General features: G+C 61.4%; 28 protein-coding genes. 18 read left to right on the forward strand and 10 right to left on the reverse strand.

Going from position 1 to position 25,862, the window contains the following annotated elements:
- Positions 1-16: 16 nt before the first annotated feature.
- Positions 17-1,270 carry a chloride channel protein gene (locus AU074_RS04200; RefSeq protein WP_076013631.1) on the forward strand — a complete coding sequence of 418 codons (1,254 nt, stop codon included), beginning with the start codon at positions 17-19 and terminating at the stop codon, positions 1,268-1,270.
- A gap of 87 nt (positions 1,271-1,357) precedes the next feature.
- Positions 1,358-1,912: a UPF0149 family protein gene (locus AU074_RS04205; protein ID WP_076013632.1), complete on the forward strand. Its 555-nt coding sequence runs from the start codon at positions 1,358-1,360 to the stop codon at positions 1,910-1,912.
- Between the two features lie 148 nt (positions 1,913-2,060).
- Here the strand turns inward: AU074_RS04205 and AU074_RS04210 are convergent, their stop codons facing one another.
- From AU074_RS04210 to AU074_RS04220, 3 genes are all read right to left on the reverse strand, one after another.
- Positions 2,061-2,690: a lytic polysaccharide monooxygenase auxiliary activity family 9 protein gene (locus AU074_RS04210; protein ID WP_076013633.1), complete on the reverse strand. Its 630-nt coding sequence runs from the start codon at positions 2,688-2,690 to the stop codon at positions 2,061-2,063.
- Positions 2,691-2,902: 212 nt separating this feature from the next.
- Positions 2,903-3,256 carry a DUF1428 domain-containing protein gene (locus AU074_RS04215; protein ID WP_076013634.1) on the reverse strand — a complete coding sequence of 118 codons (354 nt, stop codon included), beginning with the start codon at positions 3,254-3,256 and terminating at the stop codon, positions 2,903-2,905.
- Between the two features lie 114 nt (positions 3,257-3,370).
- The gene (locus AU074_RS04220) at positions 3,371-4,270 is read right to left on the reverse strand and encodes a LysR family transcriptional regulator (protein WP_076013635.1); all 900 of its coding nucleotides are present in this window, start codon (positions 4,268-4,270) and stop codon (positions 3,371-3,373) included.
- Positions 4,271-4,384: 114 nt separating this feature from the next.
- Here AU074_RS04220 and AU074_RS04225 point away from each other — a divergent pair, with 114 nt between their 5' ends.
- The 5 genes from AU074_RS04225 (at position 4,385) to AU074_RS04245 (ending at position 8,344) form a co-directional block, all read left to right on the forward strand.
- Positions 4,385-5,284: an NAD-dependent epimerase/dehydratase family protein gene (locus AU074_RS04225; RefSeq protein WP_076013636.1), complete on the forward strand. Its 900-nt coding sequence runs from the start codon at positions 4,385-4,387 to the stop codon at positions 5,282-5,284.
- Positions 5,281-6,111, forward strand: a complete 831-nt coding sequence (locus tag AU074_RS04230) for an SDR family NAD(P)-dependent oxidoreductase (protein WP_076013637.1) — start codon at positions 5,281-5,283, stop codon at positions 6,109-6,111. Before AU074_RS04225 ends, AU074_RS04230 begins: the two co-directional genes overlap by 4 nt.
- A gap of 11 nt (positions 6,112-6,122) precedes the next feature.
- Positions 6,123-6,581 (forward strand): nuclear transport factor 2 family protein, encoded by a 459-nt coding sequence (locus tag AU074_RS04235; protein WP_076013638.1) that lies wholly within the window; start codon positions 6,123-6,125, stop codon positions 6,579-6,581.
- Between the two features lie 84 nt (positions 6,582-6,665).
- On the forward strand, positions 6,666-7,922 hold the full coding sequence (gene aroA / locus AU074_RS04240; RefSeq protein WP_076013639.1) for a 3-phosphoshikimate 1-carboxyvinyltransferase: 1,257 nt from the start codon (positions 6,666-6,668) through the stop codon (positions 7,920-7,922).
- A gap of 32 nt (positions 7,923-7,954) precedes the next feature.
- The gene (locus AU074_RS04245) at positions 7,955-8,344 is read left to right on the forward strand and encodes a hypothetical protein (RefSeq protein WP_017475570.1); all 390 of its coding nucleotides are present in this window, start codon (positions 7,955-7,957) and stop codon (positions 8,342-8,344) included.
- 1 nt (position 8,345) lies between these two features.
- Here AU074_RS04245 and AU074_RS04250 read toward each other — a convergent pair whose 3' ends face one another.
- On the reverse strand, positions 8,346-8,720 hold the full coding sequence (locus AU074_RS04250; RefSeq protein ID WP_076013640.1) for a tautomerase family protein: 375 nt from the start codon (positions 8,718-8,720) through the stop codon (positions 8,346-8,348).
- Between the two features lie 4 nt (positions 8,721-8,724).
- Positions 8,725-9,003: a carboxymuconolactone decarboxylase family protein gene (locus tag AU074_RS04255; RefSeq protein WP_008436391.1), complete on the reverse strand. Its 279-nt coding sequence runs from the start codon at positions 9,001-9,003 to the stop codon at positions 8,725-8,727.
- Positions 9,004-9,110: 107 nt separating this feature from the next.
- Here AU074_RS04255 and AU074_RS04260 point away from each other — a divergent pair, with 107 nt between their 5' ends.
- Complete coding sequence (locus AU074_RS04260) at positions 9,111-9,968, forward strand: LysR substrate-binding domain-containing protein (RefSeq protein WP_076013641.1); 858 nt, start codon at positions 9,111-9,113, stop codon at positions 9,966-9,968.
- Here the strand turns inward: AU074_RS04260 and AU074_RS04265 are convergent.
- A complete protein-coding gene (locus AU074_RS04265; RefSeq protein ID WP_076013642.1) occupies positions 9,965-10,570 on the reverse strand; it encodes an NAD(P)H-dependent oxidoreductase in 606 nt (201 codons plus the stop codon). The genes AU074_RS04260 and AU074_RS04265 overlap by 4 nt on opposite strands.
- Before the next feature lie 90 nt (positions 10,571-10,660).
- Between AU074_RS04265 and AU074_RS04270 the strand changes: the two genes are divergently transcribed.
- Positions 10,661-11,263 carry a TetR/AcrR family transcriptional regulator gene (locus tag AU074_RS04270; RefSeq protein ID WP_076013643.1) on the forward strand — a complete coding sequence of 201 codons (603 nt, stop codon included), beginning with the start codon at positions 10,661-10,663 and terminating at the stop codon, positions 11,261-11,263.
- On the opposite strand, the gene AU074_RS04275 is transcribed toward AU074_RS04270, so the two are convergent.
- Positions 11,260-11,934 (reverse strand): GNAT family N-acetyltransferase, encoded by a 675-nt coding sequence (locus AU074_RS04275; RefSeq protein ID WP_076013644.1) that lies wholly within the window; start codon positions 11,932-11,934, stop codon positions 11,260-11,262. The genes AU074_RS04270 and AU074_RS04275 overlap by 4 nt on opposite strands.
- Positions 11,935-12,398: 464 nt before the next feature.
- On the opposite strand from AU074_RS04275, the gene AU074_RS04285 reads away from it, so the two are divergent.
- The 6 genes from AU074_RS04285 (at position 12,399) to AU074_RS04310 (ending at position 19,106) form a co-directional block, all read left to right on the forward strand.
- The gene (locus tag AU074_RS04285) at positions 12,399-13,109 is read left to right on the forward strand and encodes a FadR/GntR family transcriptional regulator (RefSeq protein ID WP_063029761.1); all 711 of its coding nucleotides are present in this window, start codon (positions 12,399-12,401) and stop codon (positions 13,107-13,109) included.
- A 107-nt stretch (positions 13,110-13,216) separates the two neighbouring features.
- Positions 13,217-14,410 (forward strand): L-2-hydroxyglutarate oxidase, encoded by a 1,194-nt coding sequence (lhgO, locus tag AU074_RS04290; RefSeq protein ID WP_076013645.1) that lies wholly within the window; start codon positions 13,217-13,219, stop codon positions 14,408-14,410.
- 57 nt (positions 14,411-14,467) lie between these two features.
- A complete protein-coding gene (locus AU074_RS04295) occupies positions 14,468-15,793 on the forward strand; it encodes an MFS transporter (RefSeq protein WP_076013646.1) in 1,326 nt (441 codons plus the stop codon).
- A gap of 81 nt (positions 15,794-15,874) precedes the next feature.
- Positions 15,875-16,729, forward strand: coding sequence for a CAP domain-containing protein (locus AU074_RS04300; RefSeq protein WP_076013647.1), 855 nt, complete (start codon positions 15,875-15,877; stop codon positions 16,727-16,729).
- 140 nt (positions 16,730-16,869) lie between these two features.
- Positions 16,870-17,289, forward strand: coding sequence for an organic hydroperoxide resistance protein (locus AU074_RS04305; protein ID WP_076013648.1), 420 nt, complete (start codon positions 16,870-16,872; stop codon positions 17,287-17,289).
- Positions 17,290-17,429: 140 nt separating this feature from the next.
- Positions 17,430-19,106, forward strand: a complete 1,677-nt coding sequence (locus AU074_RS04310; protein ID WP_076013649.1) for an ATP-binding protein — start codon at positions 17,430-17,432, stop codon at positions 19,104-19,106.
- A 3-nt stretch (positions 19,107-19,109) separates the two neighbouring features.
- On the opposite strand, the gene AU074_RS04315 is transcribed toward AU074_RS04310, so the two are convergent.
- A complete protein-coding gene (locus AU074_RS04315) occupies positions 19,110-20,237 on the reverse strand; it encodes a GGDEF domain-containing protein (RefSeq protein ID WP_076013650.1) in 1,128 nt (375 codons plus the stop codon).
- 150 nt (positions 20,238-20,387) lie between these two features.
- Here AU074_RS04315 and AU074_RS04320 point away from each other — a divergent pair, with 150 nt between their 5' ends.
- The 3 genes from AU074_RS04320 to AU074_RS04330 all read left to right on the forward strand — a co-directional run bounded on the left by AU074_RS04320 (position 20,388) and on the right by AU074_RS04330 (position 22,610).
- Positions 20,388-20,915, forward strand: a complete 528-nt coding sequence (locus AU074_RS04320; protein WP_076013651.1) for a GNAT family N-acetyltransferase — start codon at positions 20,388-20,390, stop codon at positions 20,913-20,915.
- Between the two features lie 133 nt (positions 20,916-21,048).
- On the forward strand, positions 21,049-22,101 hold the full coding sequence (locus AU074_RS04325) for an alpha/beta fold hydrolase (RefSeq protein ID WP_076013652.1): 1,053 nt from the start codon (positions 21,049-21,051) through the stop codon (positions 22,099-22,101).
- A complete protein-coding gene (locus AU074_RS04330; RefSeq protein ID WP_076013653.1) occupies positions 22,101-22,610 on the forward strand; it encodes a cytochrome P460 family protein in 510 nt (169 codons plus the stop codon). Before AU074_RS04325 ends, AU074_RS04330 begins: the two co-directional genes overlap by 1 nt.
- A 184-nt stretch (positions 22,611-22,794) precedes the next feature.
- On the opposite strand, the gene AU074_RS04335 is transcribed toward AU074_RS04330, so the two are convergent.
- The gene (locus AU074_RS04335; RefSeq protein WP_076013654.1) at positions 22,795-24,204 is read right to left on the reverse strand and encodes an OprD family outer membrane porin; all 1,410 of its coding nucleotides are present in this window, start codon (positions 24,202-24,204) and stop codon (positions 22,795-22,797) included.
- A gap of 204 nt (positions 24,205-24,408) precedes the next feature.
- Positions 24,409-25,818, reverse strand: coding sequence for an amino acid permease (locus AU074_RS04340; protein ID WP_076013655.1), 1,410 nt, complete (start codon positions 25,816-25,818; stop codon positions 24,409-24,411).
- Between the last annotated feature and the right edge of the window lie 44 nt (positions 25,819-25,862).

Genomic DNA, 25,862 nt, shown 5'->3' on the forward strand with positions numbered 1-25,862 from the left:
GCTCCCTGGACCCTTCATGCCCTCAAAAACCCGTTCGCTGCTGATTCTTGCCCTCGTCGTCATCTTCACCGGCATCGGCGCCGGCCTGGGCGGCATGCTCCTCGCCTTGCTGCTGCACGGCATCCAGCACCTGGCCTACGGCTACAGCCTCGACAGCCTGATCAGCCATGAGACCTTTTTGCTCGGCGTCACCGCCGCCGCGCCCGAACGCCGGGTGTTGGTGCTGATCACCTGCGGCCTGGTGGCCGGCGTGGGTTGGTGGTTGATCTACCGTTATGGCCGCCCCTTGGTGAGCATCAAGCAAGCGGTCTCGGCCGACGCGCCGATCATGCCGCCCAAGACCACCCTCGCCCACGCCGTGCTGCAAATCGTCACCGTGGCCCTCGGCTCACCCTTGGGCCGTGAAGTGGCGCCACGGGAAGTCGGCGCACTGGCCGCCACCTGGTTATCACAACGGGCGCGCCTGACGCCGGACATGCATCGGTTGATTGTTGCCTGCGGCGCGGGTGCCGGGCTGGCGGCGGTGTACAACGTGCCGCTGGGGGGCGCGGTGTTTGTGCTCGAAGTGTTGGTGGGCGTGTTCAGCTGGCCGGCGGCGGTGATCGCGTTGGCCACCTCGGCCATCGGCGCGTCAGTGGCCTGGATCGGCCTGGGGGCTGAGGCGCAATACGTGGTGCCGCACTTTGTGCTCAGCCCGGGTCTGATCGCTTGGGCCTTGATCTGCGGCCCGGTGTTTGGCCTCGCCGCCTACGGATTCACCCGCCTGACCGGCGCAGCCCGCAGCAACGCCGCCCGGGGCTGGCGGCTGCCGGTGCTGTCGCTGATCAACTTCACCATCATTGGCGGCCTGGCGATTTTCCTGCCGCAAATCCTCGGCAACGGCAAGGGCCCGGCGCAGTTGGGCTTCGACAACGAGCTGACCATCGCCCTGGCCGCCGTGCTGCTGGTGGTCAAGGTGCTGATCACCGCCAGCAGCCTGCGCGCCGGTGCCGAAGGTGGCCTGTTGACCCCGGCGCTGGCCAACGGCGCGTTGCTCGCGATCATCCTCGGTGGCGCCTGGAACCTGCTGTGGCCCGGCGTGCCCCTGGGGGCGTTCGCGATCATCGGTGCGGCGGCGTTCCTGGCATCGAGCATGAGCATGCCGTTGACGGCGATTGTACTGGTGGCGGAATTCACCCGCATCGACCATGACTTCCTGGTGCCGATCATCCTCGCGGTGGCGGGTTCGATGTGCATGAGCAAGCTGTGCGTCATGTGGGAAAAGCGTTGAAGAAGCTGGATTAAAACCCCGACACGCGCCATCCTCCGCGCTTTAAGCCGCCCCATCAGCGGCGTTCTACGCACAAAGGATATGCCCATGCACGACCAACCCCTCGCCCCCGCCGATTTCGAGTTCATCGACGAAACCCTGCTCAAGTACGGCGACGACCATTCGGTGCTGAACCTGGCCGAGCTTGACGGCTACTTCACCGCACTGGTTTCAAGCCCTGCCCAAGTGGACGTTGCCGAATGGTTCCCGGGGATCTTTGGTGGGCAGAACCCGGATTGGGAAAGCTCGGAAGAAGCCGGGCAGTTCCTTGAACTGTGCGTGCGGCATATGAACGCGATTGCCACGCAACTGGCGACCGATGCCCAAGGCTTCAAGGCGCGTTTCGAACAAACCGAGCATCAGGACCAGCCACTGACCCTGGCGGAAGAATGGTGCTTTGGCTATATCCGTGGTGCCGCCATTGGCAACTGGCCAGAGCTGCCCGCCGAACAGGCCGGGCAACTGGAGAAGATTTCCTGGTGCGCCGAGCAGGACAACTTCGAACTGCCGGCAGACCTGGATGTTGATGCCCATCAGCAACGAGTAGCCGCTATCGAACCGGCCGCCCGCGCGTTGCACGACTACTGGTTGGCCCAGCGCTGATTGATCTTGTGCTGAACGCAACACCTGTGGCGAGGGAGCTTGCTCCCGCTGGGGTGCGAAGCGCCCCTAATTTTTTGGGGCTGCTCCGCAGCCCAGCGGGAGCAAGCTCCCTCGCCACGTTATGTTTTGCCTCCAGGTTCAGTTGCCGCTATTTGAAATCGACGTCAAACGCCTGATAGAACGCATTGCCGGTATTGGCCACGATCCACATCAACACCAGCACATGCCGGCCCTTCTTGCCCTTGGGCAATGTCACTTGATGTTCAACCTTGGCCTTCAATTCTGCCGAGTGCTGGTAATACGGCACCTGGGTGTAGAAGTCCTCAAAGAAAGGCTTGGCCTCCAGTTGAGCGCGGCTGATGCGCTGCTTGGGGTCCCAACCGTCCTTGGTGATCAACCAGCGATAGCCTCGGGTTACGTGCGCGGCGGTGTAAGCCCACTGCACCTTGAACACCTGGCCGGCTTCAACATTCAGTAACGGCCAGTTAAACGGGGTGTTGAGCTTTTTACCCATTTCTTCGTCGGTGAAGTTGACGCAGTCGCGGGCGTCGGTTTTGCCGCCGCTGAGGATGTGCCCGTCAGCGGGTGGCGTGACACTTTGATCGTCGGTTTCGTAAGGCGCCGGAAACGGGCCTGCGTTGAGGGCCGGGAAGTTCTTGCCGCCTTCCATTTCGTTGACTTGCCAGCCTTCCAGCAGCCCACGTTCTACCGCTACCGCGCCACGGCTGGCCGGGGTCACGACGCGACCATGCTTGAGTTGAGTCTGGGGTTTGTTCATTTCAGTCACTCCTTGATTGAAGACCTCCCGTCATGGGAAGCGCCTTGAACTTAGCCCACCCCGCCGGGTTGTCTACCCGACGGTTCTGTCAGACAAATCGCGTCATGTCCTTGTTTTGCGGAGTTTTCGTACTGGTCTTGCACCGCAGGTGTCGTCGGTCCTACCCTGCATCAGGCGATCGGACTACAGCTGCCGTCCGTTAACACCTGGCCTCAAGTGTTGAGGATCATCTCAAACCCGCCATAGATCATCCGCTGCCCATCAAACGGCATCGGATTGACGTCCGCCTTCAGGCGCGGGTCTTCCATCACCTTACTCATCCCGGCATCACGCACCTGGCGTGACGGCCACACAATCCAGGAAAACACCACGGTCTCATCGTCCTTGAGCTTGACCGCCATCGGGAACGAGGTCACCTGCCCTTGGGGCACATCATCGCCCCAGCACTCGATGATATTCAGCGCACCGTGTTCCTTGAACACCACGGCGGCGGCTTTGGCGTGCTGGATGAATTGTTCGCGCTTTGCGGTGGGCACCGCGATGACACAGCCATCTACGTAAGACATGATCACTCTCCTGATTCGACGGGTTGTTGTGCTTGTAGTCGATCCATCAGGCGCTTAATCGACATCAACATGGGAAATGTCGACCAGTGGTGGTTTAACCAGTGCGATGCCGGGCTAAGGCGCTCCACGCACCAACGGCATATTCGCAACAATAAACTCGATAAACACCCGCAGCTTGGGCGGCACCTGTCGCCCCGACGGCCACAGCAGGTTGAATTGGCCACCCTCCCAGGTGTAATCCCCGAGCACCTCCACCAGACGCCCGTCTGCCAACGCGTCGCGCACCACGAAGTCCGCTGCATAAGTCAGGCCCTGGCCTTGCACGGCGAGCTCCATGCGCCCTTCCACCGAATTGCAGATCATCGAGCGCGGCAGCTCAAGTTCAAGCGCGCGCTCGTCACGGCGCATCTGCCAGGCCTGGAGTTTGCCGGAGGCAGGAAAGCGGAAATGGATGCAGCGATGTGCGTGCAGGTCTTCCGGGCAACGCGGCGTTCCGTTCCGAGCCAGATAATCCGGGGAGCCAACGACCAACATTCGATAAGTGCCCAGTGGGCGTGCCGACAACCCCGAATCCTTCGGCGCCCCGCTGCGGATCACTGCATCGAAACCTTCGGCGATCACGTCCGCCAAGCGATCGTTGAAATCCAGGTCCAGCTGGATCTGCGGGTACAACGCCTGGAACTCACCGAACATCCCCAGGAACGGCCGGGCAATCATCGGCAGGCCAACCCGCAGCGGTCCCTGGGGCGCGGTAAGGGTTTGCGACAGTTCTTCACCCGCCACTTCCAGTTCCGCGAGTACCCGCCGGCAGCGCTCGACAAACTGCGTGCCCTGGGCCGTGAGGGTGATGCTGCGGGTGCTGCGATGGAACAGCCGCACACCAAACTTTGCCTCCAGCCGGGCAATGCTCTTGCTCACCGCCGACGCCGAGATGCCCAGCGCCCTGCCCGCGCCGACAAAGCTGCGGGCTTCAGCCGCCGCCACAAATACGCCGATGGCATTCAGGCTTTCCATACGCTCACTCATTAAGGACTCTGGAGTCCATTCTAAACAGAACTGAGGCCTGTTTTTCCGCTAATTGTTCACGCCTATGGTGGTGGCTCGTTCCCCATCGACAGGCTTTTACCCATGAAGATTTTCCTTACCGGTGCCAATGGTTTCGTTGGCGGCAGCGTCGCCCATCACTTGATTGCCCAAGGGCACAGCGTGCGCGGCCTGCTGCGGGACCCGCAGAAAGCCGAACGCCTGCAAGCCAAGGGCATCACTCCAGTGATCGGCAGCCTGGATGACCGCCAATTACTGATCGACGAAGCTCGACAGGCCGATGCCGTGATCGATGCCGCCAACAGCGACCACGCCGGCGCCGTCGACGCGTTTATCGAGGCGCTGCGTGGCTCAGGCAAACTGCTGATCCACACCAGCGGCTCCAGCATCATCGGCGATGATGCGTTGGGTAATACGCTGTCCGAACACATCTTCGACGAAGACACGCCGTTTATCATCGAGGCCCCCAAGCAAGCCCGCTACGACATCGACCTGCGCATGATGGCCGCCGCCAACCTGGGCATTCGCAGCGTTGTGATCTGCCCGAGCAATATCTATGGCGTGGGCCATGGCCTGACCGATCACAGCTTCCAGCTGCCATTCCTGATGGCCCGCGCTCGGGAAACCGGGGTGATGCGTATCGTTGGGCGCGGGGTCAATCGCTGGTCAAACGTGCACATTGATGACGTTGCGCAACTGTTCCTGTTGGCCATGGAAAAAGCCCCGGCCGGCGCGTTTTATTTTCTGGAGAACGGTGAAGCGTCGTTTATCGATATGGCCGCCGCACTGGCCAAGCGCATGAACCTCGGCGCGGTGCAGTCATGGCCGGCCGAAGACGCCGAGCAACATTGGGACCCGATGCACGTGCATTACACCTTCGGCACCAATAGCCGGGTCAAGGCCAAGCGTGCGCGTGCCGAGCTGGGTTGGGCGCCGCGTCATAGCTCGATCCTCGACTGGATCAGCAGCGAGATGCCGCTATGAGCCGAGTCTGGATGATTACCGGCAGCGCTGGCGGCCTGGGTGCCGGCATCGCCCGCGCGGCGCTGGACCACGGCGACCAGGTGGTGGTCACCGACCTGGACCTGGCCCGCCTGGATCAAACCTACAGCGGCGACCAAGTGATGACCGCCGCCCTGGACATCCGCGATGAGCAACAGGCCCAAACGGTGGTGGCCGCAGCCATCGCACGATTCGGACGCATCGATGTGCTGGTCAATAACGCCGGCTACGGACAGTTCGGGCCTTTCGAGGAAGTCGAACCCGAGGCCATCGAGCGCCAGTTCGCCACCAACGTGTTCGGCACCTTCAACGTCACCCGCGCGGTGCTGCCGGTGATGCGCCGCCAGCGCAGCGGCCACCTGGTGATGATGTCGTCCAATGGCGGCTTCAAGGGCGTGCGTGGGGCCTCGATGTATTCGGCGTCGAAGTTTGCGATTGAAGGGTTTTCCGAAGCCCTGGCCGAGGAAGTCGCCGAGTTCGGCATCCGCCTGACGCTGTTGGAGCCCGGGGCGTTTCGTACTGACTTTCTCGACAGCCGAATGCTCAAGCTCGGCACCCGGGCACTTGAGGATTACGCCGAACTTCGTGCGCGCACGCTGGCGGTCTTCGAGGCTCGCAATCACCGGCAAATCGGTGACCCGGACCGGCTAGGCCTGGCGGTTGTGCAATTGGCGGCTCTGGCAGCGCCGCCCTTGCGCTTCGTCGCCGGCAGCGATGCAGTCAGCGTTGTCGAGGCAAAACTGGGCCAGGTCCACGCCGATCTTGAACACTGGCGCTCGCTGTCCCTCTCCACCGATTTCCCTCAGTAAAGGCCCCTGTCATGACCGACCTCAACACCCGCGTGGAATACCTGGAAACCCGCTTCGCCCTTGAGCGCCTGATCAGTGAGTACGCCCACGCCTTCGACTCCCGCGACGAAACGCTGCTGCGCAGCATCTGGCACGACGACGCACGGCTGGACCTCGGTGCCGCGTTCGGCTGCCATGACGGCGTCGCAGCGATCATTGCTTCAGCCCACCTCAACTGGGCAGCCATGCCGCATATGCATCACTGGATGGCCAACCCGCTGATCGACATCAGCGGCGATACCGCCGTCGCGAGGGTTGCGGTGGATTGCCTGTGCACCCATAACGAACTGGGGCAGGTGCAGATCAGCGGTCTTTATCACGACCGTTTCGAACGCCGGCAAGGGCGCTGGGCGTTCAGCGAGCGGCGCTTTGAGCTGCATTTCCTGACGCCATTGGCCGGCTGGAAGCCGGTGGCAGGGCTGGAGGCGTAGATCCACCCTCGACAAGGGTGGCGTGTTTGGCCGATTATTCGTGTCCGCCAAACGCCACCCGCCTTGAAGCAGGAGCCTTGTACCTTGAGTTCGCAGAAAACCGTGACCGTTACACCGCCCAACTTTCCATTGAACGGCAAGGTAGCGCCCCCCGGCTCCAAATCCATTACCAACCGTGCCTTGCTGCTGGCGGCCCTGGCCAAGGGCACCAGTCGCTTGAGCGGCGCGTTGAAAAGCGATGACACCCGCCACATGTCGGTGGCCCTGCGGCAGATGGGCGTGGTGATCGATGAACCGGATGACACCACGTTCGTCGTCACCAGCGTTGGCACGCTGCAATTGCCGGCACAACCGCTGTTCCTTGGCAACGCCGGTACCGCGATGCGCTTCCTCACTGCCGCCGTGGCCACCGTACAAGGCACCGTGGTGCTGGATGGCGACGCCTACATGCAAAAACGCCCGATCGGCCCGCTGCTGGCGACCCTCGGCCAGAATGGCATCAAGGTCGACAGCCCAACTGGTTGCCCGCCCGTGACCGTCCATGGCACTGGCCGTGTGCAAGCCAAGCGTTTCGAGATCGACGGCGGGCTGTCGAGCCAGTACGTGTCGGCGCTGTTGATGTTGGCGGCGTGCGGCGAAGCGCCGATTGAAGTGGCGTTGACCGGCAAGGACATCGGCGCCCGTGGCTACGTCGACCTGACCCTGGACTGCATGCGCGCCTTCGGTGCTCAGGTGGACATCGTTGATGAAAGCACCTGGCGCGTGGCCCCAACCGGCTACACCGCCCACGACTACCTGATCGAGCCTGACGCTTCCGCCGCCACCTACTTGTGGGCTGCCGAAGTGTTGACCGGTGGCCGCATCGACCTCGGTGTCGCCCCGCAGGATTTCACCCAGCCCGATGCCAAGGCCCAGGCAGTGATCGCGCAGTTCCCGCAGATGCAGCCGGTGGTCATTGGCTCGCAGATGCAGGACGCAATCCCGACCCTCGCCGTACTGGCCGCGTTCAACAACACGCCGGTACGTTTCACGGAACTGGCCAACCTGCGGGTCAAGGAATGTGATCGGGTGCAGGCACTGCATGACGGCCTGAATGAAATCCGTCCGGGGCTGGCGACCATTGAAGGTGATGACTTGCTGGTGGCCAGCGATCCGGCCCTGGCGGGCACTACGTGCAACGCGCTGATCGACACCCACGCCGACCACCGCATCGCGATGTGCTTTGCCTTGGCGGGCCTGAAGGTTTCAGGCATCAGGATTCAAGACCCGGACTGCGTCGGCAAGACCTATCCTGAGTACTGGAAAGAGCTGGAAAGCCTTGGGGTCCATCTGACCTGGTAAGCCGCCGGCGCCGGTAACGGGAGGGAGACTGCATGACGATTCGCCAACCCTGCCCACCCGGCGTCTGCGACTGCAATCGTGAGCAACTGCTCGACCTTCCCGGCGCCGATGCACGCATCCTGCACCTGACGCGCCAGGAAGAAAAACGCCTGCTCGAACGCCTCGAAAACCTGCAAAGCCTGCCCGACCTGGAGCGCATGCAACAGCTGATGCACCAGCAACTGGGGATTCGCGTGCATGTCGCGCCGGGCCATACGGAAGTGAAGACAATGCGCGGGATTCAGATCGTTATCGATGACTTGCCGGGGTTGTGTCGCAAGACCCGGCAGTCGATCCCGGCAGCAATTCGCAAGGGCATGGAGAAACGGCCGGAGATTGCGTATCGGTTGCTGGATGCCCATGACTTGTTTCGCGAGGGTTGAGTCAGTTCCCTCTGCCCCCCGCAAACGACCACTCATCCGCCGCGGTCGTCGTAATCACCACCATCACATCCTCAGGGCTCAGCCCAATCGCGACCTCCAGCCGCTCCACCAACACCTGGTAAAACCGCCGTTTGGTCTCGGTATCACGAGGTTTCCCGCCCGTGATCGCGATGAGTACATAGTCGTGGCTGCGCGGGCCGCCCAAATAGTTGGGGTCGATGATCATCTCGCCAATTTCGTGCTGGTGGATCACGTGGAAGCGATCCGCGTCAGGAATCTTGAAGCTTTCAACCAGGGCATCATGCAATCCCTGTGAAAGCGCTTGCAGATACTCAGGGGATTTCCCGCGGTGCAGGGAGATTCGAGCGTAAGGCATGGGGTTACTCCGCAGGATGGATGGCTGCCAACAGGTTCAGCGCCGACGCCGCTGTCGGCCAGCCGGAGTAAAACGCCAGGTGAGTGATGACTTCACCCAGTTCCTCTACGCTCAAGCCATTGCCAACCGCCCGCTGCAAGTGAAACGGTAGTTGCTCCAGACGGTACATCGCCACCAGCGCCGCCACGGTGATCAGGCTGCGCTCCCTGGGCGACAGGCCCTCGCGCTCCCAGATATCGGCGAACAGCACGTCGCGGGTCAGCTCGGTAAATTTGTTGCTCATGGACGCTCGCTCCGACAATTCAGTTGACGGGCAAAAACTAGCAAGCCAGGATCATTCCGAATATCAGATTTAATGGCATCCACCATCCCGTTTTAATGGACCATTCAATGCGCCGCCCCACCTTCGACCTTGATGTACTGCGCACCTTCGTCACCGGCGTCGAGCTGAACAGCTTTGCCAAGGCGGCGGATCGCCTGGGCCGTTCGACCTCAGCCGTCAGCGCGCAATTAAAGAAACTCGAAGAACAGGTCGGCACGCCGGTGCTGAGCAAATCCGGGCGCGGGCTGGTGTTGACGCCGGTGGGTGAAGCGCTGCTCGGCCACGCCAGGCGGTTGCTGGACCTCAATGACACTGTCTTCAGCAGCCTTAACGAAACCCAAACCGCCGGCACCTTGCGCCTCGGCTTGCAGGAGGATTTTGGCGAGCATGTGCTCAGTGACATCTTGCGGCGCTTCGCCAGGCTGTATCCGATGATCAGCCTTGAAGTGCGGATTGGCCGCAATGCCGAGTTGCTGACCCTGATCAACAGCGCGAGCCTGGACCTGGCGCTGACCTGGGAAACCGGTCAAACATCGTCCTGCCGCACCCGCCTGGGGCAAACACCCATGCATTGGATCGGGCCCCGGGACAAACCCCAACTACCGCGTGCCGAAGATGCGCCGCTGCCCCTGGTGATGTTCGAGGCGCCCTGCGTATTGCGCAGCGCGGCCACTGAAGCCCTGGACCGCGCCGGCATTGCCTGGCGTATTGCATTGACCAGCCCCAGCGTGGGTGGGATCTGGGCGGCGGTCGATGCCGGGTTGGGCGTGACCTTGCGCACCCGCATCGGTTTGCCCGCGCACCTGCGGGTGCTCGACGGCCTGCCGCCGGTGCCGTCCCTTGGCTATGAATTGCATTGCAGCCATCCAGCGCCAGGCCCTGCGGTAGCACAGCTGGCAGCGCTCATACAGAGCAGCCTGGTTTAGGCGGTTTCGCAGGGTTCCAGGGTGACGAACAGTTGTCGCCCCAACTTCGCCACCGTTTCCAAGTGCTGTTCGGCAGCGCCGCTTTCCGAGTCCAGTAGCAGCTCGGATGTCAGCACTTTCGCTCCGCAGTAATCAAAGATCCCGTGGTCGATTTGCGTACGCATGGCGTTGGCATAGCCGTGGCGTTCAAACACACCTTCGTCCGCCCCGCCGACGCCCAGCAAGTGAACCTGCAAATGGCCGAGCTTTTTCACCACCTTCGTCTCAAGGCTGTAGTCGATCGCCCAACCGTTGACGAATACCCTGTCGATCCAGCCCTTGAGCAAGGCCGGCATCGACCACCAGAAGATCGGGAACACCAGCACCAAGGCGTCGGCGCGGTCGAGTCGGGCCTGTTCGGCCATTACGTCGGCCGGCGGCGTGGCGCGGGTGCGGTGCACTTTATGGTCGGCGGCGCTGTAGCGCGGGTCAAAACCTTCGGCGGCGAGGTCGGCAATTTCAAAGGTGTGGCCGGCGGCGGTTATGCCGGCGGCGGCCTGTTTGGCAAGGCTGTGGGTCAGGGAGTGTGAGTCGTGATGAGCAACAACGATCAGCGCGTGCATGGCAGTGACTCCTTCGGGGTAGCGATGAGAAGGCAAATTGAGTAGGCTTGAGCTAAGTTACCGTTGGTAAGTTACTTTTGGTATATAAGCATGTCAAGCGATCAATCCCCTGCCCCTCGCCGTCGACTGTCCCGGGATGACCGGTTGCGCCAGCTGCTCGACGTGGCCTGGCAACTGGTGCGAGAAGAAGGCACCGATGCCCTGACACTGGGGCATCTGGCTGAGTTGGCCGGCGTTACAAAGCCGGTGGTGTATGACCATTTTGGCGATCGCGCGGGGCTGTTGGCCGCGCTGTATGAAGATTTCGACGCCCGTCAGAACCAGGTATTTGCCGCCGCAATCGAGGCCAGCGAACCCACCCTGGACGACCGCGCCTGGGTGATCGCCTCGTGCTACGTCGACTGTGTGTTGCTGCAGGGACGTGAAATTCCGGGGGTGATTGCGGCCTTGGCCGGCAGCCCGGAACTGGAGAGCATCAAGCGTGAGTACGACGTGATTTTCCTCGGCAAGTGCCGCGATGCCCTCGCCCCCTTTGCCGTGGACGGCGTGATTACCCAGGCCGGTTTGAGGGGAATGTTGGGCGCGGCGGAAGCCTTGTCCCATGCCGCAGCGAGCGAGGAAATCAGCGCGCTGGAGGCACAGGAGGAACTGTTTGCGAGCATCAAGTCGATGGTGAGTCGAGGCGTACGTTAACCCAGCCTTGCGTGCACAAACATCCGGGCCTTGTGGGTCATCTGGTCGAAGTGACGATCACGCTGTTTTTCGGCATCGACCATCGCCCGCTTGCCGTGCTTTTGCAGCAGGTAGGTGTGGATCTGCCGCACCTCCAGCGAGCTGTAGATCGACGCCACATCCAGCAAACCCATCAGACCGTCAGTGCTGTAGTCGCGGGTGTTCATCATCACCTGGGTACCGCGCACGCCGCGCAGTTGAAAGCCCATGGACTCGAACGCCGGCACCTTCTCCACCGCGCAGGTCAGTTCGGCATGGGGGTAGCGAGCGAGCATGTCCTGCATCATCGCCCGCGCCACGCCTTTGCGCCGATGGCTGGCGTGCACCGCCATGTAGGCAACGCCGCAGGCTTCTGGATCATCCTTCACCGGCAGGTACAGCAGAAAGCCGATCACCTGCTCCTGTGTGTCCAGCGCGACGATCAATTCAACCGCAATGCCCTTGGAGCCGCCCAGCGCTTCGAGGTACAGGTGCACTTCGTAGCCGATCGCGTACTGGTAGACGTTGTACAGCAGGTTGCTCGGCGGGATGGCGACCATGCTGATGTCCGTCAGGTAGTCGACCACCATCTGCAGGATCTGCGCGTTGATAGGCTCGGGGCATGGGGTTTCATAATGGGTAAGGCTGAACATTTGAATTCCTGGTGTTTCATTTTAAGGCCCGGCGGATTGTACCTGCTCAAGGGCCGCCGTGGACCCGGAAGCACCCATTGTGGCGAGGGAGCTTGCTCCCGCTGGGCTGCGTAGCAGCCCCATTAAGCGCACCGCGTTCTTTCAGCGGGAAACAGGATGCAGGTTTTGGGGCCGCTTCGCAGCCCAGCGGGAGCAAGCTCCCTCGCCACAGGGGGGTTGGTGCTTTCCAAAGCGATGGGCCAGGTCGCCGCCCTGTCACGTCTTTGCGCACGTTTCAGGTGACCTCGCCACGGCCACTCCCGCCGACGTGGGAAGTGGGATGCAAGCCACGTTCGGCGTGGCATTGGCACTGATTGGTGTAAGCCTTTTCCTGGGCCTACACGCCCGGTTCCGCGTAACAGCTGTCTTGACAAGGTAAAATCGTAACGACTATTGTCTGACAACCTGATTACCAAGGTTTTCCCATGCTTGAGCTCCAGCGCCCTGATTCGCTCGTTATGCGTGTTGTCAGCGCCATTCGTGCAGAAATCGATTCCGGCCAACTGGCGCCCGAAGCGCGCCTGCCCACCGAACAGCAACTGGCAGAACAACTCAACGTCAGCCGTTCGGTGGTGCGTGAAGCGATCGCCCAGCTCAAGGCCGACGGCGTACTGACTGCGCGGCGTGGCCTGGGCTCATTTATTTCCCAGACCCCGGCCGGCACCGTGTTCCGTTTCCCGGAAAAAAACGGCCGCCGTCCGGACCTGGCGCAGATGTTCGAAGTACGCCTGTGGATCGAAACCCAGGCCGCCTCGATTGCCGCCCAGCGCCGCGATGCCGCTGACCTGCACCGCATGAAAACCGCCCTGCAGGAAATGCACGACAAACGCGCCGACTTCGAAGCCGCCGCCTTGGCCGATGTGGAATTCCACCGCGCCATCGCCGAGGCCAGCAAGAACGACTATTTCGTGGCCTTCCATGACTTCCTCCGCAGCCAGCTGGCCAGTGCGCGCAAGACCGCCTGGGAAAACTCTGCCACCCGTTTTGTCAGTGGTTCAGCCGACGCCACCCAGGAACACACCGCGCTGTACCAGGCCATCGTCGACGGTGACGCCCAAGGCGCCGCTGCCTGTGCCGAAGCCCATTTGCGCGCGGCAGCACGGCGTTTGCACCTGGAATTGCCCGCCATCAATTAAACGATCCAGACCCGTTTGAAGCGTGCCTTCGGGCGCGCCGGTTTTTTAACAAAATCATTAGTCTGACAACCTGATAAGCAGACTGAAATGCGTAGGTACCTAAAACAATGATTTATGACTTTTGCATCATCGGCGGCGGCATCGTCGGTTTGGCCACCGCGATGGAGTTGCTCAAGCGCCAGCCGAACGCTTCCCTGGTAATCCTGGAAAAGGAAAGCCTACTGGCCAAGCACCAGACCGGCCATAACAGCGGCGTGATCCATGCCGGCATCTACTACGCGCCGGGCAGCCTCAAAGCCGATTTGTGTAAACGCGGCGCCGAGGCCACCAAGCAGTTCTGCACCGAGCACGGGATCAAGTTTGAGGTGTGCGGCAAGTTGCTGGTGGCCTCGACCCCGCTGGAAGTGCAGCGGATGGAAGCGCTGTACGCCCGCTCGCAGCTCAACGGCATGAAAGTCGAACGCCTGGACGCCGACCAGTTGCGCCAGCGCGAACCGAACATCGTCGGGCTGGGCGGGTTGTTTCTCGACGCCACCGGCATCGTCGACTACCGCGAAGTCTGCGAAACCATGGCCCGGGTCATCCGCCGTGCCGGTGGAGAAATCTGCCTGGAACGCACGGTGACCTCGATCGTTGAAGACACCGACAAAGTCACCGTCAACACCCGTGGCGAAAGCTGGCAGGCCAAGCACCTGGTGGTCTGCGCCGGCTTGCAATCGGACCGTTTGGCGAAGATGGCCGGGGTCAAGATCGACCACCAGATCATCCCGTTTCGCGGCGAGTACTTCCGCCTACCGGAATCGAAAAACAACATCGTCAACCACCTGATCTACCCGATCCCTGATCCGGAGTTGCCGTTCCTCGGCGTGCACCTGACCCGCATGATCGACGGCAGCGTCACCGTCGGCCCGAATGCCGTACTCGGCCTGGGCCGTGAAAACTACCGCAAGTTCTCGGTCAACTGGCGCGATGTGGCGCAGTACGCGAGCTTCCCGGGCTTCTGGAAAACCCTCTGGCAGAACCTCGGTTCCGGCAGCGTCGAGATGAAGAACTCGCTGTTCAAATCCGGCTACCTGGAGCAATGCCGCAAGTACTGTCCGTCGCTGAACATCGAAGACCTGTTGCCTTACGAAGCCGGCATCCGCGCCCAGGCCGTGATGCGCGACGGCACCCTGGTGCACGACTTCCTGTTCGCCCAGACCGCACGAATGCTCCACGTGTGCAATGCGCCCTCACCCGCTGCCACCTCCGCAATTCCCATCGGCGCGATGATCGCCGACCGCATGTTCAAGCCCGACTGACACTCGCAACACGCCTCACTTTGACAATAAATATAATGACCAGGAAGGAACTCCAGAATGACGGCAACCGCCCACACCCCGGACGTTGAAACGCCCGAGCAAACCAAGAAACGCCTGCGCAAAGTCGCGGCCGCGACGATCTTCGGCTCGATGCTGGAGTGGTATGACTTTTACCTGTACGCCACCATGGCGGCGATTGTGTTTTCGAAGATCTTCTTCGATAACAGCGACCCGAAAGCCGCCACGCTGATGGCGTTTTCCACCTTTGCCATCGGCTTTATCGCCCGCCCGTTCGGCGGCATTCTGTTTGGCTACCTGGGCGACAAGTTCGGACGTAAACAAGTGCTGGTGCTGACCTTCTGCATGATGGGCGTGTGCACCACGCTGATCGGCCTGATCCCCAGCTACGCCTCCATCGGCATCTGGGCGCCGATCGTGCTGGTGTTTATCCGCATCATCCAGGGCCTGGGCGCCGGTGCCGAATTGTCCGGCGCGGCGGTTACGTCCTACGAGCACGCCTCGGAAGGCAAGCGCGGCAGCCAGGGTGCGTGGCCGGCGCTGGGCTTGAACCTGGGCTTGCTGCTGTCGTCCCTGACCGTGTACCTGCTGACCATCAACGGCAACGAGTTCCTGCTGGCCGGCGGCTGGCGGATTCCGTTCATTTGCAGCATCGCGCTGGTGGGTGTGGGCCTGTGGGTGCGCAACAGCATCCCGGAAACCCCGGAGTTCAAAGAGCTGAGCAAGGAAACCGCGAAAGCCAAGGCCTCGCCGCTCAAGGCGCTGTTCAAGAACGACCTCAAGGGTTTGGCCGTGGTGTTCTTCGTGGCGATTGGCTACAACGCCCTGAGCTACATCTTCAAGACGTTTTCCCTGGCGTACCTGACCCAGTTCAAGGGCGTTGATGTGCACGTCACGTCGCTGTCGGTGACCATCGCCAGCCTGATCGCCATCGTCGCCGTGCCGTGCTTCGGCTGGTTGTGCGACAAGTGGAGCAGCAAGACCGTGCTGATGCTCGGTGGCGTGTTCTCGCTGTTGTTTGCCTATCCGTTCCTGGCGCTGCTCAACACCGGTGAAAGCCTGATGATCTACGTTGCAATCGGCGTAGGCACCGGCATCCTCGCACCGATGATGTTCGCGCCGCAGGGTTCGTTCCTGAGCCGACAGTTTCCGACTCAGACCCGCTCTTCAGGCTTTGGCACCGGGCGTGAAATCGGCACCGCGATCGCGGGTGGCCTCGCGCCATTAGGCGCCTTGTCGATGGTCGCGGCATCGGCCACCCACTCCACTGATGGCGTTGTGATAATTCTCGCCATCTCGTCACTGCTGGTGGTGGTGTTTGCCTTGTGCGATCAGGGCCGTAAACACTCGGCATTCAAGAACTGAGGTAAAAAGTTCGGACCAACGGGTGCATGGATGCCCCTTCATCACGCATCATGGGCACTTTCAAGCTCAAGGGAAACGTCCATGCGCGTTCTGTCATTGATGATGGGTCTTACGACGCTGGCCGCCAGTCTGGTGTTTACCGCCCAGGCGCAGGCGGGTGAAGAAAGCCTGTTGGTCGACTCGATCAATCAATACCGCAGCCAGGTCCAGCGCTGCGGCAACCAGGGTTCCCAGGAATTGCCACCACTGGCCAGCGACACGCGGCTGGTGTTGCCGGTCAACAGCGTCGGCGACCTGCAACAGGCGCTGGCGCGCGCGGCCTACCCGATGGTCAACGTCCAGGCCATCAGCCTGTCCGGGCCCAAGAACGCTGAAGCCGCGATGAAAGCCGTGCGCGAAAGTTTTTGCCGGGTGGTGCTCGACCCGCAATTCATTGATATCGGTGTGAGCAACAGCGGCCAGGACTGGCGCATTGTGCTGGCCCGTCCGCTGTTGACCAGCGGCCTGGGCGAGAGCCAGACCGAAGGTAAAAAGGTCCTCGACCTCATCAACACCGCCCGCCAGCAACCACGCCAATGTGGCGGCCAGGCCTTTGCCGCCACCACGCCGCTGAGCTGGAACGAAGCACTCGCCAACGCCGCCGCCGGCCACGCCCGCAACATGGCCAACGGCAACTTCTTCGATCACCTCGACCACGACGGCCGCACGCCGGGGGACCGGGCTGAGCTGGCGGGCTACATCGGCCAGCAGATCGGCGAAAACATCGCCGCCGGCATGGACACCCCGCGCAAGGTGGTCGACGGCTGGCTCGCCAGCCCCGGGCATTGCGCCAACCTGATGAACCCGCAGTTCCGCGAAATGGGCGCCGCCTATGCCATGGACCCGAAAAGTGATGCCGGCATCTACTGGACGGGGCTGTTTGGGGTGCAGCAGTAGCGGTTTGTATCCCAACGTATCTTCGCGCCAAGGCGACACACTGCGAGGCGCGCAGCCACTGGCGATGACACATTGCGGATACGCCAGCACGGTTTCCTGTGCACACCGGCCCACCCCGGGCCACTCACAAGGAAACCGTCATGTCCCAGAACAGCACCGTGCTCTACACCGGCAAAACCCACACCACTGGCGGCCGTGAAGGCGCGTCCCACAGCGATGACCTGCAACTGGACATCAAGCTGTCGCCACCCGGTTCCAAGGCGGCCGGCACCAACCCCGAGCAACTGTTTGGCGCCGGCTGGTCCGCGTGCTTTATCGGCGCGATGGGCAAGGCCGCTCAAACCCTGCAAATCCGCCTGCCGGCCGACACTGCGATAAGCGCCGAAGTGGACTTGGTGAACAGCCCGGAAAACGGCTATTACCTGCAAGCGCGGCTGCGGGTCAGCCTGCCGGGTATCGAGCACTCTGCCGCCCAGGCGCTGGTGGATCGTGCCCACCAGACGTGCCCGTATTCCAAGGCAACTCGTGGCAATATCGATGTGCTGATCACCGTGGTTTGAAGGCGGTTAGCGGGGTCATTATTTGGCGGAGGTATTAAATTGCCATCTAGCGGATAATCCCGCTGAACTGGCGGGGTCCAGGGGTGTCTGTTGCTTGGCACCCCTACTCAGCAAACCGTGGCAAAGAAGGCGTTCAGCGAATGACAAACTGGCTGCAAGGCGGCGGCGAAATGGCCGAGCGAGTCCGGCATCACGACTGGGCAAGTACGCCGCTGGGGCCGCTGGATCAATGGCCGGACGTGTTGAAGACCACTGTCGCGCTGTGCCTTGCCTCCAGTTTCCCCCAGGCGATCGTCTGGGGACCTTCGCTGATCACCCTTTATAACGACGGTTTTATCCCGATTCTTGGCGACAAACCCGATGCACTCGGGCGGCCCTTCAGCCAGATCTGGCAGGAAGCCTGGAGCGAAATCAGCCCGATCGCAGATGCCGCTTTCGCCGGTGACGCCACCTTTATCGAAAATTTTCCGTTAATCGTCGAACGCGGCGGCGCGCCGGAACAGGCGTACTTCACCTTCTGCTACAGCCCGATTCGCGACGTGCAAGGCAAGGTTGTCGGCATGCTCGACACCGTCACCGAAACCACCGCCACCGTCGTTTTGTCCCGGCGATTGACCGAGTTGAATGCGAGCCTGGAGCAGCGCGTCAACGAAAGAACCACCCTGTTGACCGAGACAGAAGCGGCATTGCGTCAATCCCAAAAGCTCGAAGCCATCGGCCAGTTGACCGGCGGCGTGGCCCACGACTTCAATAACCTGCTGACCATCATTCGCTCATCTGTCGACTTCCTGCGCATGCCCACCCTGTCCGAAGAACGTCGCCAGCGCTACATGAGCGCCGTCACCGACACCGTGGAGCGGGCGAGTAAATTGACCAGCCAGTTGCTCGCGTTCGCCCGCCGCCAGCCGCTTAACCCGGAAGTGTTTGATGCGGCCCAGCGGGTCAAGAACATCGGCGAGATGCTCGAGACGGTCACCGGCGCGCGGATTCAGGTGCGGATCGAACTGCCTGGCCAGCCATGTTATATCCGCGCCGACTCCAGCCAGTTTGAAACCGCCTTGATCAACATCGCCCTCAACGCCCGGGACGCCATGAACGGCCAGGGCACCCTGACCCTGCGCCTGGATGCTGACCAACCGCTGCCGAGCATCCGTGGCGATGCCGGCTCGCGCCAGGCGTTTATTGCGATTTCACTGACCGACACCGGTAGCGGTATTCCCGGCGAGACGTTCGAGCGCATCTTCGAACCCTTCTTCACCACCAAGGAAGTCGGCAAGGGCACCGGGCTTGGGCTGTCCCAAGTGTTCGGCTTCGCCAAGCAGTCGGGCGGCAACGTCGATGTGGCGAGCAGGGTCGGCCAAGGCACGGTGTTTACCCTGTACCTGCCGCAAGTGGTGCCTGAAGAAGGCTTCGAGCATTGCCCGCAGGACACTTGTGGCCTGATCGCGGACTGCGCCCAGCGCCATATCCTGGTGGTGGAAGACAACCTGGAAGTGGGCCGTTTTGCCAATCAGATCCTCCAGGACCTGGGCTACCAGACCACCTGGGCGACCAATGCTGAGCAGGCGCTGGAGCTGGCCGGCTCAGACGTGATGGGGTTCGACGCGGTGTTTTCCGATGTGATGATGCCCGGCATCACCGGCGTGGCGCTGGCCAGGGAATTGCGCCGGCGCAGGCCGGGCCTGCCGGTGGTGCTGACCTCGGGCTACAGCGAAGAACTGGCTGAGAGCGGCTATGAAGGCCTGGCGTTCCTGCCCAAGCCCTACTCCGCCGACCAAATCTCTCAGGTGCTGGCCAAGGCGCTGTTCAAGGGCTGAGCCCTACTCCGCCACGGCCACCTGGTTGCGCCCGAGGGCCTTGGCGCGGTACAGGGCCTTGTCTGCGGTGTTCATCAAGCCGTGCAGGTCTTGGTCCACCGCCCGGGCCCAGGCCACGCCGAGGCTCGCGGTCAACCCATGGACCGGCTCGCTGGCCAGCCCCGCGATGGCCTTGATCAACTGCTCGGCGATGTGCCGCCCGGTCTCCAGCGACGTATCCGGCAGCAGCACCGCAAACTCCTCGCCACCTAACCGCCCGTAGACATCGGCCTGGCGAAACGACGTGCTGATTACCCCGCCGATCTGCCGCAGCACCTCGTCCCCAGCTTGGTGGCCATAGGTGTCGTTGATGTTTTTGAAGTGGTCCATGTCCATCATCAGCGCGCACAACGGCTGCTGGTTATGCCGACACTGTTCGTAGAGCAACTGCGCGTGCTCGAAGAACGCCCGGCGGTTCATCAGGCCAGTGAGTTCGTCGGTTTGTGCGGCGCGGGTGGAGATGTTGTGGGCACGTTCCATTTGCCGGGTCAGGCGAAAGGCCTTCTCCAGGGCGTCGGACAGCTTGCGCGTGGCGCCACCGACAAACGAGGAGAACACCAGAACCGCCAGGGCCATGCCGACTTGCATCGAGGACGGTTGAAACAGCAGCCACAGGGTGCACGGCAGCAAGACCAGTCCCATGGAAACCAGGGTCATGTAGCGATAGGCCGAGTAACACGAGACTGCGCTGACCGACATGCCCACGGTGAACAACATCACCAGGGCCTGGGACAGCCGGTCGTCGGTGGGCATCAGCGCGAGTGCGCCTGCGCCCCAGACCCCGGCAGACAACATCAGCGTCACCCAGTAGCGCCGTTCCCAGCGTGCGGGGGTGCGATCACTGTTGGGGCAGCGAAACCAGGCCATGAACATCGAGACTCGCAGCAATGACGTGCCCGTCAACACCACCAGCCAGACCAGCATTACCGAGTGATCAAAACGTTCCCAGCACAGCCAGCAGAGCATGGCGGCTGCCATATAACTGCCGAACACAGCCGAAAATGATTGGCGAAACAGCTGATGCAAGCGATCGGTTCGTACCTGCTCCTCGATGAAGCAATCCTGGTCCTGCCCACGTCCAAGGCCATTCATTGGGTCCGCCTGATCTTACTGCCGCGACAAAGTGCCATTGTGGCATCCTGCCAGTACCCCTAACAACTGAATCAAGCGTGCTAGAGCATCGAAAGCAGGATAAATATAGGTGATCACCTTCTCTTTCGCTCCAGGGATCAGAGCCTATCCATGAATACCCACCCAATAAGCACCCAACGATTGATCCTCAGGCCCCCAACGGTCGACGATGCGCCCAGTGTATTCGCCATCTATGGCGATCCCGAGACCAACCGCTACAACCCGTCAGGCCCCCTCGCCGACATGGATCAAGCAAAAGCCGTGCTGGATCGCTGGCTGGAACATTGGGCAGAACATGGCTTTGGCCAATGGGCGATCGTGACCCAAGAGGCGCCGCAACGCGTGATCGGCTTTGGGGGCATCACGCTGTACCACTACAACGAGGTTGAGCGGATCAACCTGGGTTACCGCTTCGCCGTCAGCGCCTGGGGCCAGGGTTATGCGACAGAGCTTGCCAGGGCCGCGTTGCAATTTGGTTTTGTGCAGCTGGATCAGCCAGAGGTATACGGCGTGGTGCGCCCGGCGCACCAGGCATCAATCAACGTGCTGGAAAAAATCGGCATGCAACGCATCGATGAGTTGGACGATGTGCCCGGGCAGGCGCCGAGCCTCGTATACCGGGCGACCCGGCCTCTCTGAGCTATGTATCGCAGTGTGTCCAGACCACCCTGCGATACAAAACGTTTAACCCGATGGTTTTCTCGAAACAGGCCGGATACACAACTGCGTTCAACTGTGAGCCAGGCACACAACCCGCCGCTGGAGACTCACCATGCACCCACAGTTGAACACCTCACCCGGTTTCACACCCCGCCGCCTGATGGGCGCGTCGCTGCTGGCCCTTGCGCTGTTGCAGTTCGGTGCCCCCGGCGTTGCCAGTGCACAGGACACCCAGCCGCCAGCGGCTGCCAGCGCAAGCAGCCACACCACGCTTGGCCCGTTGAAGCATGTGAAGACCGGCTTGCTGGACGTGGCCTACGCCGAAGTCGGCCCGGCCGAAGGCCCGGTGGTGATCCTGCTGCACGGCTGGCCCTACGACATTGACAGCTACTCCGAGGTAGCGCCGCTGCTGGCCGCCCAAGGCTATCGGGTGCTGGTGCCCTACGCCCGCGGCTACGGCGACACGCACTTCCTGTCGGCAAAGACCCTGCGCAACGGCCAGCCGGCCGCACTCGCCGTCGACCTGATCGACTTCATGGATGCACTGAACATCAAACAAGCCGTGCTCGGCGGCTACGACTGGGGCGCACGCACCGCCGACATCGTCTCCGCGCTGTGGCCGGAGCGGGTCAAGGCGCTGGTGTCGGTCAGCGGCTACCTGATCGGCAACCAGGCTGCCGGCAAGAACCCGCTGCCGCCCAAGGCCGAGTTGCAATGGTGGTACCAGTTCTACTTCGCCACCGACCGCGGCGCCGCCGGCTATGCAAAAAACACCCACGACTTCGCCAAGCTGATCTGGCAGATCGCCTCGCCGAAATGGGCGTTTGACGACGCCACCTTCGACCGCAGCGCCAAAGGCCTGGACAACCCCGACCACGTCGCCGTGTCGATCTTCAACTACCGCTGGCGCCTGGGCCTGGTGCAGGGCGAGAAGAAATACGCTGCGCTGGAGCAGAAACTCGCCACCGCCCCGTCCATCGGCGTGCCCACCATCACCCTGGAAGGCGACGCCAACGGCGCACCGCACCCGGCGGCGGAAGACTACGCCAAGCGTTTCACCGGCAAGTACGAATACCGGTTGATCAGCGGCGGCATCGGCCACAACCTGCCGCAGGAAGCCCCGCAAGCCTTTGCCAAGGCTGTGATTGATGCGGACCATTTGTGATGAAGCGCCTGCATCTTGCGGCACTCGTCGCAGCGACAGCGGCCATTGTGGCCACGGCTACCGGATTCGCCTTTGGCGGCTCACCCACCAGCGAACCGTCACCGATCTACGGCGTGACCATTCCCGACGGCTACCGCCAATGGGAGCTGATCGCACCGGCCCAGGAAGCCGACCCGCTGAATGAACTGCGGGTGGTGCTGGGCAACAAGATCGCGCTCAAGGCCTACCGCGACGGCACGCTGCCCTTCCCGGACGGCACCGTGCTGGCGAAGCTGGCCTGGAAACATGTGCAGTCGTCCGAGTTCAAGACGGCATCGATTCCCGGTGCGGCCACCACCGTGCAATTCATGGTCAAGGACTCGAAGAAATACGCGGCGACGGGAGGCTGGGGCTTTGGACGGTTCATCAACGGCAAGCCAGCGGATCAGGCGCAGCATGAAACGTGCTTTGCCTGCCATCAGGCGTTGGTGAAGAACCATGATTACGTGTTTACCCGGCTGGCGCCTTAGCGCAATAACCCGCTCCCCCAACAAACGCCGCCGCAACCGGCCCCCCGTAGCAGCCTCGCTTGGGCTCGACAGCTGCTACGTTGCTGGTGTTTTATCAGGCCCTGGCCCTGCCACCGCATCGCGGGTCGCAAAAAAAGGGCCGCCCAGTAGGCGGCCCTCTTTTAGAGCATTTACCGGCGTCTTATTAAAAGATCGCGTAGGTGTAGTTGAGGATCAGGCGGGTTTGATCCTGGTCAGCAGTGCCGGTGTTATGGCCGTGGTAGCTACCGGTACGGAAGGTGGTACCGAAGCCTTTCAGCGGGCCTGCTTGCACGACGTAATCCAGACGGAAATCGGTTTCGCGTTCCGACTGATCGCTGCCGCCGGCAACCTTGGACTTGATGTCGCTACCGTTGAGGTAGGCAATCGAGGCTTTCAAGCCAGGCACCAGGGTTCTGAAGTCATACAGGTACTGACCGAAATTGACCTGCTCTCCCGCACGGGAGAACTGCCCAACCACCGCGTCGGTGAACAGGTAGAAGTCTGAGCCCGCCGCGCCTTGTGCGGTGGGGTCGGCGATGCTGCCCTGGTTGACCCAGACGAAGCCGCCGTCATCGCTTACGCCAATGTGGCCGAGCATCAACTGGCTGCCACCCAACTGGTAGGTGAATGCAGCACTGTAGGTTTTGTTGTCGACTTCACCGGCGTGCTTGGCATAGCCACCGTTGTTGTTGAACGCGTAGCCAGCCGAACCGTTTTTGCCGTCGCTGGTGCTGTCGAAATAGCGCAGGTCGGTCTTGAACGATTGGTCATTGCCCAACGGCAGTACGTGCACCAGGCCGAAATAGTTCTGTTTGTAGAAGTCTTCAAGGTCGGCGTAGTAGTACTGCAACGTCAGGTTTTTAGCGATGACGTTGTCAGAAGACCCAAACGGCTGGTAGTCAACGCCGCCGAAACGGAAGCTGTCGCTGTCACGCGTCGCACCGGCGACGCTCAGGCCAGTGGAGTTACTCGATGCACGGCCTTCAGCCTTGTTCAGCTCGCCACCGGTGAAGGTGACGTTAGGAATGTCCTTGGAGGTCAGGATACCGCCGTCGAATGTTTGCGGTGCGGCACGGCTATCGTTGGACACCAGGATCGGCAGGATCGGCGCCAAACCACCGCCCACGTGCAATTCAGTCTGGGAAATACGGAATTTAACGTTGCCGGCTGCGCGACCGAAGCTGTCAGCAGGCTCGGTGCCGTTGTTCTTGACCGGGAAGAAGCTGTTGCCGTTACCCGACAGGCCGGCACCCGCTGCGTGGCCATCACCACCGTCAAGACGCAACGCGCCGAAAGCCATCACGTCGAACCCGACGCCTACGGTGCCTTGGGTATAGCCGGATTTGTAGTCGAAACGCAGTACTTGAGCCGCCTCGCGCAGGTCGTTCGCGGTGCCGGAGTGAACGTCGGCGTTGTAGTACATGGTGCGCGAACTGATCGACGAGTGACTGTCTTCGAGAAAGCCGCTATGACCGTTGCCCGTGCCGAGTGAACCAAGCCCAAAGTCATCTGCGCAGGCCTGTTGTGCGAGGACAGCCGCGGTGATAGCCAAAGCTAATGTAGAGAGTTTCATTTACTGCGCCCCTGTGAACATTATTTTTTTACTGTCCTTCGAGCGAATACCGTTGCGGCCCTGCAAACGCTGCGGATTGTGGCATGGGGCTTATGGCGCAGAATGTGAAATCTTTGTCATGTGGTGATGAAAAAACCGTCATGAAAAGGCCGTAAAAGACGGCCTTTTTTGAGGCTTGAGTGCCCGTGAGTGGTATGACGACTGCTAGAGCGCTGCGCGCTGATCAGGCTGAAGTCGGCTGCGAAAATGCGAAAATTGGTAGGCAACTGCCAGCCACACAAACCACGCAGGCATCACGCAAAGGGCCAGCCGCGTGTCTGGTCGCAGTGCCAGCAGGCAAAGTACAAACGCCATGAACCCAAGTGAAACCCAGGCCATCGGTACGCCACCGGGCATTTTGTAGAGGGATTTTGCGTGCAGCTCCGGTCGTTTTTTACGATAGGCAATGTAGGACGCCAGGATGGTCGACCAGGTAAAAATCACTAGGATCGCCGAAACGGTGGAGACGATGGTAAAGGCCGTCATCACTTCCGGGACTATAAAGAGCAGCAACAAGCCCAGCAACATCAGGAAGGTGGTAAACGCCAGGCTGATAAACGGCACGCTGTGTTTCGACAGGCGCCGGAAGATTCCCGGTGCATCACCCAGGTCCGCCAAACCAAACAGCATCCGACTGGCCGAAAACACCCCGCTGTTGGCCGACGACGCCGCTGACGTCAGCACCACAAAATTCACAATCCCGGCGGCGGCGGGAAAGCCGGCCACCAGGAACAGCTCGACAAACGGACTCTTGCTCGGCGACACCTGCTGCCAGGACGTCACCGCGATGATGCACGCCAGGGCCAGCACGTAGAACAGGATGATCCGCAGCGGAATCGAGTTGATCGCCTTGGGCAGCGTCTTCTCCGGCGAGCGGGTTTCCGCCGCCGCCGTACCGATCAACTCAGTGCCGGCAAACGAAAAGATCGCCATCTGAAACCCGGCAAAGAACCCGAACAAGCCATTAGGAAACGCCGCCTGCTTATCCAGCAAATGGTTGAGGGAAGCCGTGACGCCAGTGGGCGAAACAAACGAGCTGGCAATCAGCACCACGCTCACGCTGATCAAGGTCACCACGGCGATGATCTTGATGATCGCGAACCAGAACTCCACCTCACCAAACAGCCGTACCGTCAGCACATTCAGCGCAAACAGGGTCAGCAGCATGGCGATCGCCGGGATCCAGGCCGGCACATCCGGAAACCAGTACTGGAAAAAGCCCCCGACCACCACCGCATCCCCCACCACCGCTACGCTCCAGCTCAGCCAATACGACCAGCCGAGAAAAAACGCCGCACGCGGCCCCAGATAGGCACCGGCAAAGTCGGCGAAGCTCTTGAAGTTCAGGTTGGATAACAGCAGCTCGCCCATGGCGCGCATCACGAAATACACAAACAGCCCGATGATCATGTAGATCAGGATGATCGAGGTGCCGGACAGCGCAATAATCTTGCCCGAGCCCATAAACAGGCCGGTGCCAATCGCACCGCCCATGGCCATCAGTTGGATATGTCGGTTATTGAGGGTGCGTTGCAAAGCGGGCTTTTCAATAAGCCCGGGCGCGGTTGTTTTCATCACAAAACCTCTTGTTATGTTTTTGAGTTTTGGCAGAAAAAAGT

The organism is Pseudomonas sp. ATCC PTA-122608 (assembly GCF_001952855.1).
Taxonomy (GTDB): Bacteria; Pseudomonadota; Gammaproteobacteria; order Pseudomonadales; family Pseudomonadaceae; genus Aquipseudomonas.

Bases quoted from the DNA above. Each gene is read 5' to 3' on its own strand.
- AU074_RS04200 (WP_076013631.1), top strand. From the start codon at position 17: ATGCCCTCAAAAACCCGTTCGCTGCTGATTCTTGCCCTCGTCGTCATC.
- AU074_RS04205 (WP_076013632.1), top strand. From the start codon at position 1,358: ATGCACGACCAACCCCTCGCCCCCGCCGATTTCGAGTTCATCGACGAA.
- AU074_RS04210 (WP_076013633.1), bottom strand. From the start codon at position 2,690: ATGAACAAACCCCAGACTCAACTCAAGCATGGTCGCGTCGTGACCCCG.
- AU074_RS04215 (WP_076013634.1), bottom strand. From the start codon at position 3,256: ATGTCTTACGTAGATGGCTGTGTCATCGCGGTGCCCACCGCAAAGCGC.
- AU074_RS04220 (WP_076013635.1), bottom strand. From the start codon at position 4,270: ATGGAAAGCCTGAATGCCATCGGCGTATTTGTGGCGGCGGCTGAAGCC.
- AU074_RS04225 (WP_076013636.1), top strand. From the start codon at position 4,385: ATGAAGATTTTCCTTACCGGTGCCAATGGTTTCGTTGGCGGCAGCGTC.
- AU074_RS04230 (WP_076013637.1), top strand. From the start codon at position 5,281: ATGAGCCGAGTCTGGATGATTACCGGCAGCGCTGGCGGCCTGGGTGCC.
- AU074_RS04235 (WP_076013638.1), top strand. From the start codon at position 6,123: ATGACCGACCTCAACACCCGCGTGGAATACCTGGAAACCCGCTTCGCC.
- AU074_RS04245 (WP_017475570.1), top strand. From the start codon at position 7,955: ATGACGATTCGCCAACCCTGCCCACCCGGCGTCTGCGACTGCAATCGT.
- AU074_RS04250 (WP_076013640.1), bottom strand. From the start codon at position 8,720: ATGCCTTACGCTCGAATCTCCCTGCACCGCGGGAAATCCCCTGAGTAT.
- AU074_RS04255 (WP_008436391.1), bottom strand. From the start codon at position 9,003: ATGAGCAACAAATTTACCGAGCTGACCCGCGACGTGCTGTTCGCCGAT.
- AU074_RS04260 (WP_076013641.1), top strand. From the start codon at position 9,111: ATGCGCCGCCCCACCTTCGACCTTGATGTACTGCGCACCTTCGTCACC.
- AU074_RS04265 (WP_076013642.1), bottom strand. From the start codon at position 10,570: ATGCACGCGCTGATCGTTGTTGCTCATCACGACTCACACTCCCTGACC.
- AU074_RS04270 (WP_076013643.1), top strand. From the start codon at position 10,661: ATGTCAAGCGATCAATCCCCTGCCCCTCGCCGTCGACTGTCCCGGGAT.
- AU074_RS04275 (WP_076013644.1), bottom strand. From the start codon at position 11,934: ATGTTCAGCCTTACCCATTATGAAACCCCATGCCCCGAGCCTATCAAC.
- AU074_RS04285 (WP_063029761.1), top strand. From the start codon at position 12,399: ATGCTTGAGCTCCAGCGCCCTGATTCGCTCGTTATGCGTGTTGTCAGC.
- lhgO (WP_076013645.1), top strand. From the start codon at position 13,217: ATGATTTATGACTTTTGCATCATCGGCGGCGGCATCGTCGGTTTGGCC.
- AU074_RS04295 (WP_076013646.1), top strand. From the start codon at position 14,468: ATGACGGCAACCGCCCACACCCCGGACGTTGAAACGCCCGAGCAAACC.
- AU074_RS04300 (WP_076013647.1), top strand. From the start codon at position 15,875: ATGCGCGTTCTGTCATTGATGATGGGTCTTACGACGCTGGCCGCCAGT.
- AU074_RS04305 (WP_076013648.1), top strand. From the start codon at position 16,870: ATGTCCCAGAACAGCACCGTGCTCTACACCGGCAAAACCCACACCACT.
- AU074_RS04310 (WP_076013649.1), top strand. From the start codon at position 17,430: ATGACAAACTGGCTGCAAGGCGGCGGCGAAATGGCCGAGCGAGTCCGG.
- AU074_RS04315 (WP_076013650.1), bottom strand. From the start codon at position 20,237: ATGAATGGCCTTGGACGTGGGCAGGACCAGGATTGCTTCATCGAGGAG.
- AU074_RS04320 (WP_076013651.1), top strand. From the start codon at position 20,388: ATGAATACCCACCCAATAAGCACCCAACGATTGATCCTCAGGCCCCCA.
- AU074_RS04325 (WP_076013652.1), top strand. From the start codon at position 21,049: ATGCACCCACAGTTGAACACCTCACCCGGTTTCACACCCCGCCGCCTG.
- AU074_RS04330 (WP_076013653.1), top strand. From the start codon at position 22,101: ATGAAGCGCCTGCATCTTGCGGCACTCGTCGCAGCGACAGCGGCCATT.
- AU074_RS04335 (WP_076013654.1), bottom strand. From the start codon at position 24,204: ATGAAACTCTCTACATTAGCTTTGGCTATCACCGCGGCTGTCCTCGCA.
- AU074_RS04340 (WP_076013655.1), bottom strand. From the start codon at position 25,818: ATGAAAACAACCGCGCCCGGGCTTATTGAAAAGCCCGCTTTGCAACGC.